The organism is Pseudomonas sp. SDO5271_S396 (genome assembly GCF_054071795.1).
In genome coordinates this window covers 1-16,861 of record NZ_JBSVWB010000078.1, presented here as the reverse complement: position 1 = coordinate 16,861, position 16,861 = coordinate 1, and the positions used below count along the sequence as shown (strand labels likewise).

The following is a 16,861-nucleotide window of genomic DNA, read 5'->3' as shown; positions in this document are numbered from 1 at the left end:
GGGAAGAGAGGGGGCGACGGAAAAACGGCCTTCACGGACAACCCCGCTCCCACATTGTTGTGCAGTGTTTGCAGCCTTTAGTAGCCGTTACTGCCGTAGTCCACCGTAAACTCGAAGTCCTGGACCCGCTCTACGCCAGTCTCCAACCGCCCGTCGGCATGCAGACGCAGCCAGCGATAGCCCGGCGCCTGCTCGCTGACCTTGAAGTCTTCGCTGCCCGGGGCGAACTGGATGCAGGTGGAGGGCGACGCCAGCAGGCGTACGCCGTTGCGCTCGCGGTCGATTTCCTGGTGCACATGGCCCCAGAGCACCGCCCGAACCTGAGGAAAACGGTCTAGCACGGCAAACAGGGCTTCGGGGTTGCGCAGACCGATCGACTCCATCCAGGCACAGCCGATGGAAACCGGATGGTGGTGAAAACACACCAGATGATGACGGATCGGCGCTTCGCTCAAGGCACGGGCGAGCACCTGCAATTGCTGGTCTTGCAAATAACCCGGCACCGAGCCCGGTACGGCGGAGTCCAGCAGGGTGATACGCCAGTTGCCGATGTCGACGACCGGTTCGAGCAAATCGCTGTGCACCGCCGCGTCGGCCATGATCTGCGGCTCGTCGTGATTGCCCGGGATCCAGCGCGTCGGGACACCGATAGGCGCGGTCATGTCACGAAACTGTTGGTAGGACTCCAGCGTGCCATCCTGTGACAAATCCCCCGTGGCCAGCAACACGTCGATCTGCGGCTGTTGCGCGCGCACCAACTCGATCACCCGTTGCAGGCTTTCACGGGTGTTCATACCCAGCAAGGTGCCGTCCGCCTTGGCAAACAGGTGGCTGTCGGACAACTGCACCAACAACGCCGAGGCGTCAGGGTTCACGGTGGATACGCGAGACAAGGCGCTCTCCCAAGGCAATCACAGGAATGGACGTTTGGCTTGATTATGCTGGGGCAGGACACAAAGAGGAAACCCAAGGAAGCAGACGCAGTTCACATCTACCGCACCGCTTCGAACTCATGACCCAGGGCCAGGCAATGGCTCAGCCATTCACCGAGGAACACATTGAGTTGTGCCTTCTCATCGGGCTGATGCATGAACACATTCGGGTAAGGGTAGATGCTGCGAAAACGCCGTGCATGTTCGGCGCTGACCACTTCGGCCATGCGCGCGTCGTGGTACACCTGCACTTCCAGCTGCGGCACGGGCAGCCAAGGCAGACTGTGTTCCTGGCGAACGCGCAGGGTGGTGGTGTACGGGCAGTTGACGATGACCTCCAGGGTCAGCACGCCGAGCATCTGGTCGCCATGGGTCACACCGATGCGCCGGGCCTCGAGCGAATGACGCATGTCGGGAAGCAGGCGCATCAGCCGCGCATAGTTGGCCTCGCAGGCCGCTTGCAGCCCGATCAGGTCGACTCGATAACGTTCCCGTGCCTTTACTGCCATAACCCCCTCACTTCTGCGCGATTAAGCGCAAGCCATTGCAGGGCAATGATGCTGGCTGCATTGGAAATTTTACCGTCACGCACCGCTTGCAAGGCGTCCTCGAACGCCCAGGTGCTGACGCGGATATCTTCTGCCTCTTCTTCCAGTCCATGGACACCGCCGGCGGCGCTGCTGTCGCAACGGCCGAGGTACAAATGCACGAATTCGGTACTGCCGCCGGGCGACGGGAAATATCGGGTGATGGGCCACAGCGCGGAGAATGTCAGCCCAGCTTCCTCTTCGGCTTCGCGGTGTGCAACCTCCTCCGGTTCCTCATCCTTGTCAATCAGGCCGGCCACCATTTCCACCAGCCAGGGGTTTTCGGTACGCCCCATGGCGCCGACGCGAAACTGCTCGATCAACACCACTTCATCGCGCTGCGGGTCGTAGGGCAGCACGCACACCGCGTCGTGGCGCACGAAGACTTCGCGGTTGATCACCCGGCTCATGCCACCGTCGAATTTCTCGTGGCGCAGCTGCACGCGGTCAAGCTTGTAGAAGCCCTGGTAGGCATTGTCGCGCTGAACGATTTCGATCTTGCTCGGCGTCGATTTCGCAATGTCCGTCATGTCCCATCCTCGTTAAGCCTGCGCAATGGGCGCCATCCTAACGCGCTCACGCCTCTGGATGCAGCCCCTTTCCAGTTGCCGGGACAGGCGGCGGGCGTCAAACTCACTCTAATCAGCTTAGTGGCGAACTGAAGGCGCTGCCGACAGTCGAAGCTCCACGAATTTCGCGCTTACCGATAGACGAAGGACATCCATGTCGCTTTTAAAAATCGCCTCCGTGGCCTGCATCGCACTGACCCTGGGTGCCTGCCAAAGCCTGTTCCAACCCAGCTATCGCACACCACTGGACGTCACCCGCGACGCCACCGAGCAAAACCAGCCCGGCTGCGCCAGCGCAGACTGCCCGTTGGTGAATATCGATACCGTGCACTTTGCCAAGGAGCCCAAGCTGGACGCCTTGATCGAACAGCGCCTGCTGCAAATGACCGGCGTGACGCCGCAACCGGCCAGCCTTGCGGCGTACCGCGAGCAATTCCTGCGCACCTCGGGACCACGCAACAGCATGTACTTGCAGGCCAAGGTACGGGAGCAGCATGACGGCTTGGTGATCATCGAGTTGTCCAGCTACCTGGACCAGGGCACGACCCATGGCGAGCCGGGCCGCGCGTTCATCAACTATTCGCGCCAGCAACAAAAAGCCCTGTCACTGACCGACATGCTGCTGCCGGGCAAGGAAGATGCCTTCTGGAAAGCCGCCCAGGTCGCCCACAACAGCTGGCTGATCAGCACCCGCCTGAGCCTGGAGCCGGACTTCGTGAAAACCTGGCCGTTCCAGAAAACCCCGAACGTGGCACTGACCTACGGCGGCGTGATCCTGAAGTACCCCACCACCACCATCGCGCCGTATACCCTGGGGCACGTCGAATTGCAGATTCCCTATACACGCCTCGACGGCATCATCAAGCCTGAGCTGGTACCCGCGCGTCACTGAAGACCCGGCCCAGAACCCACCGCAACAGCCCTGCCAGCACCAGCGCCGGCAGGGTCGCGCCGACATCCGGGTACAGATTCGCCAGCACGTGGTAGGTGCCGATCCCGCCCAGCCACGCCAGCAGCGCAGCCCCTCGCAGCTTCGCCGCTACAGCCTGACCACGGCGGCGCAGGATGAAATGGTCCACCAGCACCACGCCAAACAGCGGCGCAAACACCGAGCCGATCAGCAACAGGAAGTTCTGGTACTGCGCCAGCGGCGCCAGGCAGGCGATCAGCGTGCAGACCACACCAATCGCCAGGGCCAGGTGCTCGACCCTCAAGCGCAGCAGAATCCCGCTGGACACCGCCGCCGAGTGAATATCGGCAAACGCGTTTTCCGACTCGTCCAACAGGATCAGCAGCAATGGAATCCCCAGGCCGGCACCGGCCAGCGCCAACAGTAAGGCATTCACTTCACCGCTGGGCGCAAAGGCCAGGGTGTACGCCACGCCCAGGCTCATCAGCCAGAAATTGCCGATAAAGAATCCCAGCGCGGTGCCGCCGAACACGCTTTGGGCGCGCTTGCCGAAACGTGAGTAATCGGCGATCAACGGCAGCCACGAGAGTGGCATGGCGATAGCGATGTCGAAGCCCACGGCAAACGGCATCGAGCCATCACCGGCACGGGCCCAGAGTGCGGCGAGGTCGGCCTTGGCGAACAGGTTCCAGGTCAACCACAGGCAAGCCGCGAGCAGCAGCCAGATGCCCCACTTGCGCAGGATCCGGCGTACGAAGGTCAGCGGGCCGCTCACGGCCAGCAAGGTAGCCAGGCCACCGAAAAACAGGGTCCACAACAGCGGGCTGGCCAACAGGCTACCGTCGCTGAATGCCCGCGTACCCAGCAGGCTGGCGGCATCGCGCATCACGATGATTTCAAACGAACCCCAGCCGATCAGTTGCAGCAGGTTCAACAGTGCCGGCAGGCTAGCGCCATGGGTGCCGAGGCTGAGTTTGAGCGCGGCCATGGCGGACAGGCCGGTGTCACTGCCGATCACGCCGACGGCTGCCAGCAGCAAGACGCCGACCAGGGTGCCGAGGAAGATCGCGAGCAAGGAACCGGACAAGCCCAGGCCCGGCGCAAGCAAGGCGCCGGTTTGCAGGACCATCAGGCCGATGCCGAGGGAGAACCACAGGGAGAACAGGTCGCGGGCGCCGAAGACGCGCTTGTCGCTCGGCACTGCGATATCGGGAGAGTAGGTACTCGGTTGAATGCTCAAGGGTGTTATCTCTGAGGAACATTTGTTGTTTGGGAGATCGCTATCGCGGGCAAGCCCGACTCCCACAGGGGACCGGCTGTGGACACAAAATCTGTGTACAACTCGATCAACTGTGGGAGCCGGGCTTGCCCGCGATGACGGCGGTGCAGGCACCGCCGCCTCGGATCAGACCTTTTTGTACAGCTGACTGCCTTCCTGCTTGAACCGCTCCGCCTGCTCGGCCAAGCCCTTGGCCACATCCACATCCACCGCTTCAATGCGCTGGTTGGCCGCGTATTCACGCACTTCCTGGGTGATTTTCATGGAGCAGAACTTCGGCCCGCACATCGAGCAGAAATGCGCGACCTTGGCCGAGTCCTTCGGCAGCGTTTCGTCGTGATACGACCGTGCGGTGTCCGGGTCCAGGCCGAGGTTGAACTGGTCTTCCCAGCGGAATTCGAAGCGCGCCTTGCTCAAGGCGTTGTCGCGGATCTGCGCACCCGGGTGACCTTTGGCGAGGTCGGCGGCGTGGGCGGCGATCTTGTAGGTGATGATCCCGGTCTTCACATCATCCTTGTTCGGCAGCCCCAGGTGCTCCTTGGGCGTGACGTAGCAAAGCATGGCGCAACCAAACCAGCCGATCATCGCCGCACCGATGCCGGAGGTGATGTGGTCGTAACCCGGCGCGATATCGGTGGTCAGCGGGCCAAGGGTGTAGAACGGCGCCTCGTCGCAGCATTCGAGCTGCTTGTCCATGTTCTCCTTGATCAACTGCATCGGCACGTGGCCGGGGCCTTCGATCATGGTTTGCACGTCGTGCTTCCAGGCCGTCTTGGTCAGTTCGCCAAGGGTTTCCAGCTCGCCGAATTGCGCAGCGTCGTTGGCGTCGGCAATGGAGCCCGGGCGCAGGCCGTCGCCAAGGGAGAAGCTGACGTCATAGGCCTTCATGATTTCGCAGATTTCGTCGAAATGCGTGTAGGTGAAGTTCTCTTTGTGGTGCGCCAGGCACCACTTGGCCATGATCGAGCCGCCACGGGACACAATGCCGGTGACCCGTTTGGCGGTCAGCGGCACATAGCGCAGCAGCACGCCGGCATGGATGGTGAAGTAGTCGACGCCCTGCTCGGCCTGCTCGACCAAGGTGTCGCGGAACAGCTCCCAGGTCAGGTCTTCGGCCACGCCGCCGACTTTTTCCAGGGCCTGGTAGATCGGCACGGTGCCGATCGGCACGGGCGAGTTGCGGATGATCCACTCGCGGGTTTCGTGGATGTGCTTGCCGGTGGACAGGTCCATCACGGTGTCCGAACCCCAGCGGATGCCCCAGGTCAGCTTGGCCACTTCTTCTTCGATGGACGAACCCAGGGCACTGTTGCCGATGTTGCCGTTGATCTTCACCAGGAAGTTACGGCCAATGATCATCGGCTCAAGCTCAGTGTGGTTGATGTTGGCCGGGATGATCGCGCGGCCACGGGCGATTTCTTCGCGCACGAACTCCGGGGTGATGATCTTCGGCACACTGGCGCCAAAACTGTGGCCGGCATGCTGCTGGTCGAGCAGGCCGGTGGCGCGGGCTTCTTCCAGCTTCATGTTTTCGCGGATGGCGACGTATTCCATCTCGGCGGTGATGATGCCTTTGCGCGCGTAGTGCATCTGCGTGACGTTGGCGCCGGCTTTGGCACGGCGCGGGTTCTTCACGTGGGCAAAGCGCAGCGCGGTCAGTTCGGCATCGTTGAGGCGTTGCTGGCCGAAGTGCGAAGAGAGCCCTGGCAGGCGCTCGGTGTCGCCACGCGCCTCGATCCACGGTGAACGTACGTCGGCCAGGCCTTTGCGCACGTCGATGATGACGTTGGGGTCGGTGTACGGGCCCGAGGTGTCGTATACCGTGACCGGCGCGTTGATTTCACCGCCGAAATCGGTGGGCGTCACGTCCAGGCTGATTTCACGCATGGGCACGAGGATGTCCGGGCGGGTGCCTTGTACGTAGATTTTTTGCGAGCGGGTAAACGGCTGCACGGAGCCGGAGTCGACCTTGGCCGATTCACTCAGGTGCACGGTATTTTTTAGTTTTGTAGTCATCACAGGCTCTCCAACTATCCAGGCGGTGGATTGTTGCCGGAGTGAACCTGAGACGGATGGACGCACTGAAACCAGTGCTGTGCTTGGTGCACGAGGACTGCTCAATAAATGAACAGCATCCCGGACGAAGCACAAGAGGACTCGCCGGGTGACGAGAAATCTTGTTCCCTACGCAGGCGCTAACCTGATCAGGTTCAACGGGATCCGGTATTTACCGATCTCAGCCTTCCAACAAGGCACCCCGACAAGAACGCGGCCAGTCTAGACCATGCCAAGGGCAAATTGCCAACAGCGGTGCATTCAGCGTGATGAATGGCTCTTTTGCAGGATTGTTGTGTGGTGATCGCCCCACTACACTCGGGGACTGCTCCAAGGCTTGACGCCACACAGGGCGAGCCTTAGCCTTGGGCGCTGAATTATATCCATAATATTTATCTAGGGATCGCCTCATGCTGCGCAAACTTTCACTGGCTCTTGCCGTGTCTTGTGCGACCAACGGAATGGTCTGGGCAGCAGAAGCGCCCTTGTCCGTTAAAACTGACTTGGTCAGCGTCTACCAGGAGGCCGTGGACAATAACGCCGACCTTGCCGCCGCCCGCGCCCAGTACGGCGCACAGAAAGAAGTGGTGCCCCAGGCCCGTGCCGGCTTGCTGCCGAACCTGTCGGCCGGTGCCGACAGCAACAACGTGCGCACCCAGATCTCCCAGCCCTCGGCCACCGCCAACCGCGACGCGCACTCCTGGCGTGCAACCCTGAGCCAGCCGCTGTTCCGCGCCGACCGCTGGTTCCAGTTGCAGGCAGCCGAAGCGGTCAACGAGCAAGCCGCCCTGCAACTGTCGGCCACCGAACAGAACCTGATCCTGCAAAGCGCCGAAAACTACTTCGCCGTGCTGCGCGCCCAGGACAACCTGGCCTCCACCAAGGCCGAGGAAAATGCGTTCAAGCGTCAATTGGACCAGTCCAACGAACGCTTCGACGTGGGCCTGTCGGACAAGACCGACGTACTGCAATCCCAGGCCAGCTACGACACCGCGCGGGCCAACCGCATCCTCGCGCAGCGCCAGGTGGAAGACGCCTTTGAGGCGCTGATCACCCTTACCAATCGCCAGTACCACTCGATCCAGGGCATCGTTCATACACTGCCGGTGCTCCCGCCGGCGCCAAACGACGCCAAGGCCTGGGTCGAAACCGCCGGTCGCCAGAACCTGAACCTGCTGGCCAGCAACTACGCGGTCACCGCCGCCGAAGAAACCCTGAAACAACGCAAGGCCGGCCACGCGCCGACCCTCGACGCCGTGGCGCAATACGAAAAAGGTGACAACGACGCCCTGGGTTTCAGCAACCCGAACCAGTTGCCGGTGCCTTACGGCGGTGATGTGTCCCAGCGCACCATCGGCCTGCGCCTGAACATCCCGATCTACAGCGGCGGCCTGACCAGCTCGCAAGTTCGCGAATCCTACTCGCGCCTGGACCAGACCGAGCAGCAACGCGAAGGCTTGCGCCGTCAGGTGGTGGAAAACACCCGCAACCTGCACCGCGCAGTGAACACCGATGTGGAGCAGGTGCAGGCACGCCGCCAGTCGATCATCTCCAACCAGAGCGCGGTGGAAGCCACGGAAATCGGTTATCAGGTGGGTACGCGCAACATCGTCGACGTGCTGGACTCACAGCGCCAGCTGTACGCGTCGGTGCGCAACTACAACAACAGTCGCTATGACTACATTCTCGACAACCTGCGCTTGAAGCAGGCGGCCGGGACGTTGAACCCGGGGGATCTGCAGGACCTGGCGCGTTATCTCAAAGCCGACTACAACCCCGACAAGGACTTCCTGCCGCCGGACTTGGCCAAGGCTGCGGCCGAACAGCTCAAGGCCCGTCCGAATTACTAGGCACACCGAATAACACATGTGGGAGCAGGCTTGCCTGCGATGGCGTCATCTCGGTCAACCTGATGGACCGAGGTGCCTGCATCGCAGGCAAGCCAGCTCCCACATTTGATTCGCGTTGTCAGTGAGTCAGGAGTTTGTCCAAACCATCCAGCAGACGTTTCAAAGCCCCTTGATTGGCCTGCATCACCTTCAATCCCGCCTGCGCCATCCTGCGCGCATCCTGCGGCAGTTCGAACAACTGGCGCACGGCTTCGGCCAACCCCTCGGCATCGTCCACCTGCCTCAACGCTCCCGCCTCACGCATCATCGCGGTGATTTCGAGGAAGTTGAACACATGCGGCCCCATGATCACCGGCAACGCCAGCGCCGCCGGTTCCAGCGGGTTGTGCCCGCCGGTCGCCACCAGGCTGCCACCGACAAAGGCGCTGTCAGCCAAGGCGTATAGAAACAGCAGCTCGCCCATGGTATCGCCGAGCAACACCGAGGTTTGCGCAGTAACGGGTTCGCCGCCGGAGCGGCGCACCGTGGCAAAGCCCTGCTGCTGGCACAGCTCATACATCGGACCGAAGCGCTCCTGGTGGCGTGGCACCAGAATCAACAGCGCGTTCGGGTAGCTGTCGAGCAACTGACGGTGGGCGGCCAGCACCACTTCATCTTCACCGGCATGGGTACTGGCAGCGATCCACACCGGACGCTCGCTGGCGCCCCACTGCGCACGCAGGGCCGCAGCGCGCACCGGCAACTGCGGGTCGATGGTCAGGTCGAACTTGATCGAGCCGGTGACTTCGACGGTTTCCGGCCGTGCGCCCAGGCTGAGGAAGCGCTGGGCTTCGGCCTGGGTCTGCACGGCGAACAGGCTCATTTCAGACAGCATGGGCGCCGTCAGCCGGGCAAAGCGCGCATAGCCCTTGGCCGAACGCGCCGACAGTCGCGCATTGGCCAGCGCCACCGGAATACCGCGCTGGGCACAGGCGTGAATATGGTTGGGCCACAACTCGGTTTCCATGATCACCGCGAGCTTGGGCTGCACCCGGTCGAGAAAACGCTTGGCCGCACACGGCAAGTCATAGGGCAGGTAGCAATGCTGGATGCGCGGCTCGTTGGCGAACAACGCCTGGATGCGCTCGGAACCGGTGGGCGTCATGCAGGTGACGGTGATCGGCAGCGCGGGATAACGCTCGAGCAACCCGCGCACCATCGGCGCCGCCGCGATGCTTTCGCCCACCGACACGGCATGCACCCAAATCCCGCCCGGGCGCATCACCGGCAAGCCATAGGAAAACCGTTCGCTCACACGCCGGGCATAGGCCGGCGCCTTGCGTGCGCGCAGCCACAGACGTAAAGCCACCAACGGCAGCGCCAGGTAAAACAGACAGCTGTAGAGAGTTCTATTCATGGCGGCGGAGTTTATCGGCTTTTTCAGTCGATCGCCTGCAAGCACTCGGCAAAACGTTGCGCCAGGAAGCGCGCGGCCGGCCCCAGGTGCTCGTCACGGCGCCAGACCAGTTCCACCACCAACGCGGGTGGGGTCCATTCGCTGTCCAACTCGACCATCTGCTGTTGGTAGGTCGGGTACTGCACGATATGCCGCGGCAGCCAGGCCCAACCGAGGCCACTCATGAGCCATTCGGCGAGCACGTAGAAACTGTCAGCCCGCCATACCAGCGGGCTGGCGGCCTCGCTGCCGGGATAGACACTGGTCTGGGTCGACATCAACAGTTGGCGAAACTGCGCCAGGCGCTGGCACGTCACGTATTGTTCCCGGGCCAACGGGTGGTTCACGCCGCACACCGTGACCATTTCCACACTGCCCACCACCCGCCGCTCCAGGGCTTCGGGGATCTGGTCGTGATAGAACAACAAGCCCAGGTCCGCCTTGCGCTCCACCAGTTTGCGCGCCACGTCGCCCTGGGCCGCGCTGGAAAGTTGCACCTCCAGATGAGGGTAATGCCCGGCCAGCGCTTCGAGACTGTCGAGCACTGGCTGGAACAACATGGCTTCATCCTGGGCCAGGCGCAACAAGGCCTCCTCGCCACGGGTCAGCGACAGCGCCCGGCCATTGAGACGTTCGCATTGGCGCAACACTTCGCGCGCCTCTTCCAGCAATACGTGGCCGGCTTCGGTCAATGTCGGCTGGCGACCGCTGCTGCGATCGAACAGGCTCAGGCCCAGGTCCGCCTCCAGCAAGGCAATGCCATTGCTGACCGCCGATTGGGCCTTGCGCTGGTCACGGGCCACCGCCGAAAACGAGCGATGTTCGGCGACGCTGACAAACAGGCGCATCTGGTCCAGGTTCCATTGCACGCTCATGGCTCAACCCATCTTCAATTCGGATAGGTAATGACTTTATCCCATCTTCCAAGGCGTTAGAATGGCCACCTTATTCGAACACGCCACAACCGAGGATCTCCCCATGAATGCAGCCTATATCTATCTGGCCATTGCCATTTGCTCGGAAGTGATCGCCACCGTATCCATGAAAGCCATCAAGGGCTGGAGTACGCCCATCCCGCTGGCGCTGGTGATCGTCGGGTATGGCGTGGCGTTCTGGATGCTGACTCTGGTGGTGCGCACCGTGCCGGTGGGCGTGGCCTACGCGGTGTGGGCCGGGATGGGCATCGTGATGGTCAGCGTCGCTGCGCTGTTCATCTACGGCCAGAAGCTGGATGTTCCGGCCATCCTGGGGATGGGCCTGATTGTGCTGGGCGTGGTGGTGATCCAGTTGTTCTCGAAAACCGCCGGGCACTGACCGCCGCTCAACAGCCTGTATACTGCGCCTCTTGTCTTGAACACTGAGGTCGCCCATGCCAACCGTTATTTCCACCGACGTCCTGATTGTCGGCGCCGGGGTTGCCGGCCTCTGGTTGAATGCGCGCCTGCGCCGCCAGGGGTTTTCCACGGTGCTGGTGGAAAGCGCCACGCTGGGTGGCGGACAAAGCGTGAAGTCCCAGGGGATCATTCACGGCGGTGCAAAATACGCCCTGCACGGCGCCCTCACTGGCGCCTCCGAAGCCATCGCCGACATGCCGCGTCGCTGGCGTGAAGCCCTGGCGGGCAACGGCGAGCTGGACCTCACCGGTGTGCGCCTGCTCTCCGAGGCCCACTACCTGTGGTCTCCCGGCACCCTTGCCGGCAATCTCACCAGTTTTTTCGCCAGCAAGGCCGTGCGCGGCCGTGTAGATCAGGTCAAGGGCGAGGAACTACCGCCAGCCCTGCAAGACCGCCGTTTCAAGGGCAAGGTCTATCGCCTGGCCGAACTGGTCATCGATGTGCCCAGCCTGATCGAACGCCTGGCGCAACTGGCCGGTGACAGCCTGCTCGCCGGGCAGCACATCGAGCCACTGCTGGAAGGCGGCACACTGGCAGGCCTGAAGGTGGACGGTCGCGAGATTCGCGCCCAGCGCATCGTACTCAGCGCCGGTGGCGGTACCGCCGACCTGCTGGCAGCCCTGGGCCTGAGCCAGCCGGCCATGCAAACGCGGCCGCTGCACATGGTCATCGCCAAGGGTCCCGGCCTGAAACCGCTGTACGCCCACTGCCTGGGCGGCGGCACCAAGCCGCGTATTACCGTCACCACCCACCCTGCCGCCGATGGCAACTGGGTGTGGTACCTGGGCGGCGACATTGCCGAGGCCGATGGCGTGGCGCGCACGCCGCAGGAGCAGATCGCAACGGCGCAGAAAGAGTTGGCGCAGCTGCTGCCCTGGATCGACATGCGCCAGACCCAATGGGCCACGCTGCGCGTCGACCGCGCCGAACCCCTGCAATCGGGCCTCACCCGCCCCGACAATGCCTTCGTCGCCGAGCAAGGCCGCCTGCTGGTGGGCTGGCCAACCAAACTGGCGCTGGCACCGGACTTCGCCGACCGGGTGATCAACAGCCTGGAGCGTGACGGCATTCGCCCAGCCGCCAGCGAAACCCTGCCCGGCTTGCCCAAACCTGCCATTGGCGTACCCGCCTGGGAGCAACTATTGCCATGAGCCTGCCGACGTTGCACGACCTGCACCGCCCCCTGGGCAGCACCGGACTGCTCGTATCGCCGCTGGGCCTGGGCACCGTGAAGCTGGGCCGCGACCAAGGGGTGAAATACCCCAGCGGCTTCCAGATCCCCGGGGACGATGAGGCGCGCATGCTGCTGCGCCAGGCCCGCGAACTGGGCATCAACCTGATCGATACCGCACCGGCCTATGGCCGCAGCGAAGAACGCCTGGGGCCGCTGTTGCGCGGGCAGCGCCAGGACTGGGTGATTGTCAGCAAGGTCGGCGAGGAGTTCGAAGCGGGCGTTTCACGCCATGACTTCAGCGCGGCCCATACACGGATGTCGATCGAGCGCAGCTTGAAACGCCTGGAAACGGACTTTATCGACCTGGTGCTGGTGCATTCCGATGGCAACGATCTGCACATCCTCAATGACTGCGAGGTTTACCAGACCCTGGCGGAGCTGAAAAACGAGGGCAAGATTCGCGGTTACGGCTTTTCCGGCAAAACCGTCGAAGGCGGCGTGAAGGCTCTGGAACAGGGTGATTGCGCGATGGTCACCTACAATTTGAACGAACAGACGGAGAAAGCCGTCATTGATTATGCGGCGACCCATGGCAAGGGCATCCTGGTAAAAAAGGCCCTCGCCAGTGGCCACGTGTGCCTGGAGCCAGGAATGGATCCAATTAGTGCCAGTTTCATGTTGTTGTTTGCGCAAACGGGCGTCGCGAGTGCTATTGTCGGGACCATCAATCCGCTGCACCTGGCCCATAACGTGGCGACCGCAGCCCGGGTCATTCGTCAACGCTGATGCCGCCGACGCGGCCGACCCCGTCGCAAGAAGGAGCCGACATGCCGCGAACGCTCATAAGAAAGAACCCCAGCAACTTCAAGACACTGCCGCTGCACGTCGAAGCCACCCCCGAGGGCCTGAACTACCAGAGCGTGGGCATGCCGCTCAATTTTGCCCAGACCCTGCAACGGCGCAAACCGGTCGAGGTGGCCGACCCCGAACGCTTTGCCCTGGAACTGGCGAACCTGGGCGTTTCGGTGCGACTGACCCTGCACTGGCAAAACAAGGACTATTGGGTGCTGGTGCGCCAACGCCGCCAGGATCGCGGCGATGTGGTGCTCAAGCTGATCTCCGGCTATGTCCCTGCCCACGAGCTGAACCTGCCGCTGCACACGGCCATTCAGGAAATCGCTGAAGAGTGTTTGCTGGAGACCCCCGAAGGTTGGCTGGGCGGGCGTTTCAACGACACCTGGCTGCCGGCGCCCTACTCTGCGGCACTGCATTACCGCGAAGCCCTGCCTTTTCGGCTGAGCCCGTTGTCGGGTGCCGCACGCCCGGTGCGCTGCGCAACCACCCAACTGATCGAGCGCCCACGGGCCTACGTGCACCTGCCCACAGCTTCGCTGCAACTGATTTATGACCTGCGCCTGGAAGTGCCCAGGGAAGCAAAGTCCCTGAGCCTGTTTCATGTGGACGAGCGCCTGGAAGGCGATCAACTGGTGGCACGCCTCGACCGCCAGCGTCCGGACCTTTACCTGATGCCGCTCAAGGACGGCCAGCCGCTGGCCGAGCTGTACACCGTCAAGAAAGACCAACTCCATCCGGCCAGCACGCGGGGCCTGTACCTGGCAGAGAGTTTTGCCCAACAGGAAGGCTGGCTGGTGCGTGAGGAGCGGATTCGCTGGAAAGACTGGCTACGCCAACAAGGACTGGCAGAGCCCGAGAAAGAGTCGAAATTGAAACGCCTGGCACAACGGATGCTGGGCAAGATCGTGCCGAAGAAAAAGGCCAAGACCTGACGCAAAACCATTGTGGGAGCAACTGTCTTGATGACCGATCGTTCCGACGCGGCGTGGGAACACTCAAATCCTCTGTGGGAGCTGGCTTGTCGGGTCGCCGCATCGCTGCGATGACGCCGGCACATTCAACATCATCGTTGCCTTACCCACCGCTTCGCAGGCAAGCCAGCTCCCACATTGGATCTCTATCGCAGGTAAGCAAAGTGCCCGGCATGATGGCGCTGTTGACAGGGGCTTTCCAGACACTGCAGTCCTCTGTGGGAGCTGGCTTGCCTGCGATGGCATCACTTGGGTGTATCAGTGACACCGGGGTGTTTGCATCGCAGGCAAGCCAGCGCCCACAGGGAATGCGTCAGGCTTTGGACAGGCGTTCCAGACCGACCTTCAGCGGTGTGGGCTCGGGCAGTTTGAAGCTCGCCAGCAGCCGCTGGTTATTCGCCCGCGAATGCCGGATGTCCCCGGAGCGTGCCGGCCCGTAAGTCACCGCAGGCAACTGGCCGGCAATCTCTTCCAAGGCCTGCAGCACGTCCTTGAGCGTCGTGGTGCGATTCCAGCCGACATTGATCGCCCCCAGCGGCGCGTCCTGTACCTCGATGGCCTGCACCAGCAGGTCGACCAGGTCTTCCACGTACATGAAGTCGCGGGTTTGCTCACCGTCACCGAATACGGCAATCGGCAAGCCCTGCTGCACGCGCTCACTGAAGATGCTGATCACCCCGGAGTACGGCGATGACGGATCCTGGCGCGGCCCGAAGATATTGAAGAAGCGGAAGATCACCGGCTCCAGGCCATGCTGGCGACGGTAGAAGTCGAAGTAATGCTCACTGGCCAACTTGTCGGACGCATAGGGCGTCAACGGCGCCTTGGTGGTGTCTTCGTCAATCGACGCACCTTCGCCATTGTTGCCATACACCGCCGCGCTTGAGGCAAATACCACACGCTTGACCCCAGCCTTGCGCATGGCTTCGCAGACATTCAGGCTGCCGACGAAATTGCTCTGGTGGGTGCTGACCGGGTCGTCCACCGACGCTTGCACCGAGGCCACGGCGGCCAGGTGCACCACTGCCATCGTGCCGATGGCAGCCTGCGCCACGAGTTCGGCATTGGCCACATCACCCACGATCAGCTCGACGTTCGGGTTGCCTGACGGCAGGTTGCTGCGCTTGCCGGTGGACAGGTCATCCAGCACCCGCACCCCGTAGCCTTTGGCCAGCAACGCATCAACCAGGTGCGAGCCGATAAAGCCCGCGCCGCCGGTGATCAGGATCCACTTGTCAGCCTTACTCATTGTTGCGGATCTTCTCGACGATGGCAGTGGTCGAGCTGTTCTCGACCAGGCCCAGTACTTTGACCGTGCCGCCGTAGGCGCTGACGATATCGGCCCCCACGACCTGGTCGACGGAATAGTCGCCACCCTTGACCAATACGTCCGGCTTGACCTGGGCCAACAGGTTTTCCGGGGTCGCCTCAGGGAAGCTGATCACCCAGTCCACCGCGCCCAGACCGGCCAGTACCGCCATGCGACGGTCGACGCTGTTGATCGGACGGCCCGGGCCCTTCAAGCGGCTGACCGAGGCATCGTCGTTGACCGCCACGATCAGACGGTCGCCCTGGGCGCGCGCCTGTTCCAGATAGGTCACATGACCCGCATGCAGAATGTCGAAGCAGCCGTTGGTGAACACAATGCTTTCGTTGTGGGCACGCGCGTCGTCGATGGCCAGCAGCAATTGCTCGATCCCCAGCACGCCTCGCTCCGAACCTTCGGAGCGCTGGATCGCCCGGCGCAGTTCAGGGGCACTGATGGCTGCGGTACCCAGCTTGCCCACCACAATGCCCGCCGCCAGGTTGGCCAGGGCCACGGCGTGGGGCAGTTCTTCACCGGCGGCAATCGAGGCGGCCAGGGTGGAAATCACGGTATCGCCGGCGCCGGTGACGTCGAACACTTCACGGGCACGTGCCGGCAAGTGCATCGCCGGATGGCCAGGACGCAGCAAGGTCATGCCGTGCTCGCCACGGGTGACCAGCAAGGCGCCGAGGTCGAGGTCGGCCATCAACGCCGCGCCCTTGGCCACCAATTCGTGCTCGTCCGCGCAGCCGCCAACAATGGCTTCGAACTCACTGAGGTTCGGTGTGATCAGGCTGGCACCGCGATAAATCGAGAAATCCTTGCCCTTGGGATCGGCCAGCACCGGAATGCCCCTGGCCTTGGCGGCCTGGATCAGCATCTGGTGGTTTTTCAAGGCGCCCTTGCCGTAGTCCGACAACACCAGCACCTTGATGCCCTCGAGCAATTCGTCGACCTGCCCGCTGAGGGCCAGGGCGTCGGTGGCGAAGGATTCTTCGAAATCGATACGCAGCAATTGCTGGTGACGGCTCATGACCCGCAGCTTGACGATGGTCGGCTGATGGGCAATTCGCTGGAACAGCGCACGCACACCCGCGCCGCGCAGGCTGTTGGCCAGGCTGTCGGCGGCTTCGTCGTCGCCGGTCACCCCCACCAGGGAGGCCGGGGCGCCGAGGGCGGCAATATTGAGAGCAACGTTGGCGGCGCCACCTGGGCGGTCTTCGATTTGCTCGACCTTGACGACCGGTACCGGCGCCTCAGGGGAAATCCGTGAGGTACCACCATGCCAGTAACGGTCGAGCATGACATCGCCGACCACCAAGACAGGGGCTTGATCGAATCGCGGCATGGACAACTTCATGGAGCAACCCACATACAAAATGAACAGGGGCGCGATATTAGCACAGGGTTACAGGAGGCTTGTGGAGCAGTGAATCCGCCGGAGGACAAATGTGGGAGCGGGCTTGCTCGCGAAAGCGGAGTGTCAGGCGACATCAAAGTTGGAGGTCCGAAAGCACTCGCGAGCAAGCCCGCTCCCCCAAAAG

15 protein-coding genes and 1 riboswitch are annotated in these 16,861 nt (G+C 62.6%); of the genes, 6 read left to right on the top strand and 9 right to left on the bottom strand.

The features are described 5' to 3' along the window. Positions 1 to 77: 77 nt before the first annotated feature. From cpdA to ACW9IN_RS28780, 3 genes are all read right to left on the bottom strand, one after another. On the bottom strand, positions 78 to 893 hold the full coding sequence (cpdA, locus tag ACW9IN_RS28790) for a 3',5'-cyclic-AMP phosphodiesterase (protein ID WP_457369034.1): 816 nt from the start codon (positions 891 to 893) through the stop codon (positions 78 to 80). Between the two features lie 98 nt (positions 894 to 991). Then, a complete protein-coding gene (locus tag ACW9IN_RS28785) occupies positions 992 to 1,441 on the bottom strand; it encodes a DUF1249 domain-containing protein (RefSeq protein ID WP_457369033.1) in 450 nt (149 codons plus the stop codon). After that, positions 1,432 to 2,049 (bottom strand): NUDIX domain-containing protein, encoded by a 618-nt coding sequence (locus ACW9IN_RS28780; protein WP_457369032.1) that lies wholly within the window; start codon positions 2,047 to 2,049, stop codon positions 1,432 to 1,434. Before ACW9IN_RS28780 ends, ACW9IN_RS28785 begins: the two co-directional genes overlap by 10 nt. A 193-nt stretch (positions 2,050 to 2,242) precedes the next feature. Between ACW9IN_RS28780 and ACW9IN_RS28775 the strand changes: the two genes are divergently transcribed. Further along, the gene (locus ACW9IN_RS28775) at positions 2,243 to 2,980 is read left to right on the top strand and encodes an RsiV family protein (RefSeq protein WP_457369031.1); all 738 of its coding nucleotides are present in this window, start codon (positions 2,243 to 2,245) and stop codon (positions 2,978 to 2,980) included. Here ACW9IN_RS28775 and cytX read toward each other — a convergent pair. Further along, positions 2,949 to 4,238, bottom strand: coding sequence for a putative hydroxymethylpyrimidine transporter CytX (gene cytX, locus ACW9IN_RS28770; protein ID WP_457369030.1), 1,290 nt, complete (start codon positions 4,236 to 4,238; stop codon positions 2,949 to 2,951). The genes ACW9IN_RS28775 and cytX overlap by 32 nt on opposite strands. A 165-nt stretch (positions 4,239 to 4,403) precedes the next feature. Next, the gene (gene thiC, locus ACW9IN_RS28765; protein ID WP_457369029.1) at positions 4,404 to 6,293 is read right to left on the bottom strand and encodes a phosphomethylpyrimidine synthase ThiC; all 1,890 of its coding nucleotides are present in this window, start codon (positions 6,291 to 6,293) and stop codon (positions 4,404 to 4,406) included. Positions 6,294 to 6,441: 148 nt separating this feature from the next. Next, a riboswitch (TPP riboswitch) is annotated at positions 6,442 to 6,547 on the bottom strand. Between the two features lie 195 nt (positions 6,548 to 6,742). On the opposite strand from thiC, the gene ACW9IN_RS28760 reads away from it, so the two are divergent. Beyond that, entirely contained in the window at positions 6,743 to 8,182 is a 1,440-nt protein-coding gene (locus tag ACW9IN_RS28760; protein WP_457369028.1) for a TolC family outer membrane protein, read from the top strand. A gap of 118 nt (positions 8,183 to 8,300) precedes the next feature. Here ACW9IN_RS28760 and waaA read toward each other — a convergent pair whose 3' ends face one another. Both waaA and ACW9IN_RS28750 read right to left on the bottom strand, forming a co-directional pair. Further along, a complete protein-coding gene (gene waaA / locus ACW9IN_RS28755) occupies positions 8,301 to 9,578 on the bottom strand; it encodes a lipid IV(A) 3-deoxy-D-manno-octulosonic acid transferase (protein ID WP_457369027.1) in 1,278 nt (425 codons plus the stop codon). 23 nt (positions 9,579 to 9,601) lie between these two features. Continuing rightward, positions 9,602 to 10,492: a LysR family transcriptional regulator gene (locus ACW9IN_RS28750; protein WP_457369026.1), complete on the bottom strand. Its 891-nt coding sequence runs from the start codon at positions 10,490 to 10,492 to the stop codon at positions 9,602 to 9,604. 103 nt (positions 10,493 to 10,595) lie between these two features. Here ACW9IN_RS28750 and ACW9IN_RS28745 point away from each other — a divergent pair, with 103 nt between their 5' ends. From ACW9IN_RS28745 to ACW9IN_RS28730, 4 genes are read left to right on the top strand one after another with little or no spacing between them, the layout of a single operon-like run. Next, positions 10,596 to 10,931 carry a DMT family transporter gene (locus ACW9IN_RS28745; protein ID WP_457369025.1) on the top strand — a complete coding sequence of 112 codons (336 nt, stop codon included), beginning with the start codon at positions 10,596 to 10,598 and terminating at the stop codon, positions 10,929 to 10,931. 55 nt (positions 10,932 to 10,986) lie between these two features. Then, positions 10,987 to 12,162, top strand: coding sequence for an NAD(P)/FAD-dependent oxidoreductase (locus ACW9IN_RS28740; protein ID WP_457369024.1), 1,176 nt, complete (start codon positions 10,987 to 10,989; stop codon positions 12,160 to 12,162). After that, positions 12,159 to 12,971 (top strand): aldo/keto reductase, encoded by an 813-nt coding sequence (locus tag ACW9IN_RS28735; protein WP_457369023.1) that lies wholly within the window; start codon positions 12,159 to 12,161, stop codon positions 12,969 to 12,971. Before ACW9IN_RS28740 ends, ACW9IN_RS28735 begins: the two co-directional genes overlap by 4 nt. Positions 12,972 to 13,012: 41 nt before the next feature. Further along, positions 13,013 to 13,972, top strand: coding sequence for a metal ABC transporter ATPase (locus tag ACW9IN_RS28730; RefSeq protein WP_457369022.1), 960 nt, complete (start codon positions 13,013 to 13,015; stop codon positions 13,970 to 13,972). A gap of 352 nt (positions 13,973 to 14,324) precedes the next feature. Here the strand turns inward: ACW9IN_RS28730 and ACW9IN_RS28725 are convergent, their stop codons facing one another. Together ACW9IN_RS28725 and hldE are read right to left on the bottom strand one after the other, a co-directional pair. Further along, positions 14,325 to 15,260 carry an NAD-dependent epimerase/dehydratase family protein gene (locus ACW9IN_RS28725; protein ID WP_457369021.1) on the bottom strand — a complete coding sequence of 312 codons (936 nt, stop codon included), beginning with the start codon at positions 15,258 to 15,260 and terminating at the stop codon, positions 14,325 to 14,327. Continuing rightward, positions 15,253 to 16,677 (bottom strand): bifunctional D-glycero-beta-D-manno-heptose-7-phosphate kinase/D-glycero-beta-D-manno-heptose 1-phosphate adenylyltransferase HldE, encoded by a 1,425-nt coding sequence (gene hldE / locus ACW9IN_RS28720; protein WP_457369020.1) that lies wholly within the window; start codon positions 16,675 to 16,677, stop codon positions 15,253 to 15,255. Before hldE ends, ACW9IN_RS28725 begins: the two co-directional genes overlap by 8 nt. Positions 16,678 to 16,861: the final 184 nt, after the last annotated feature.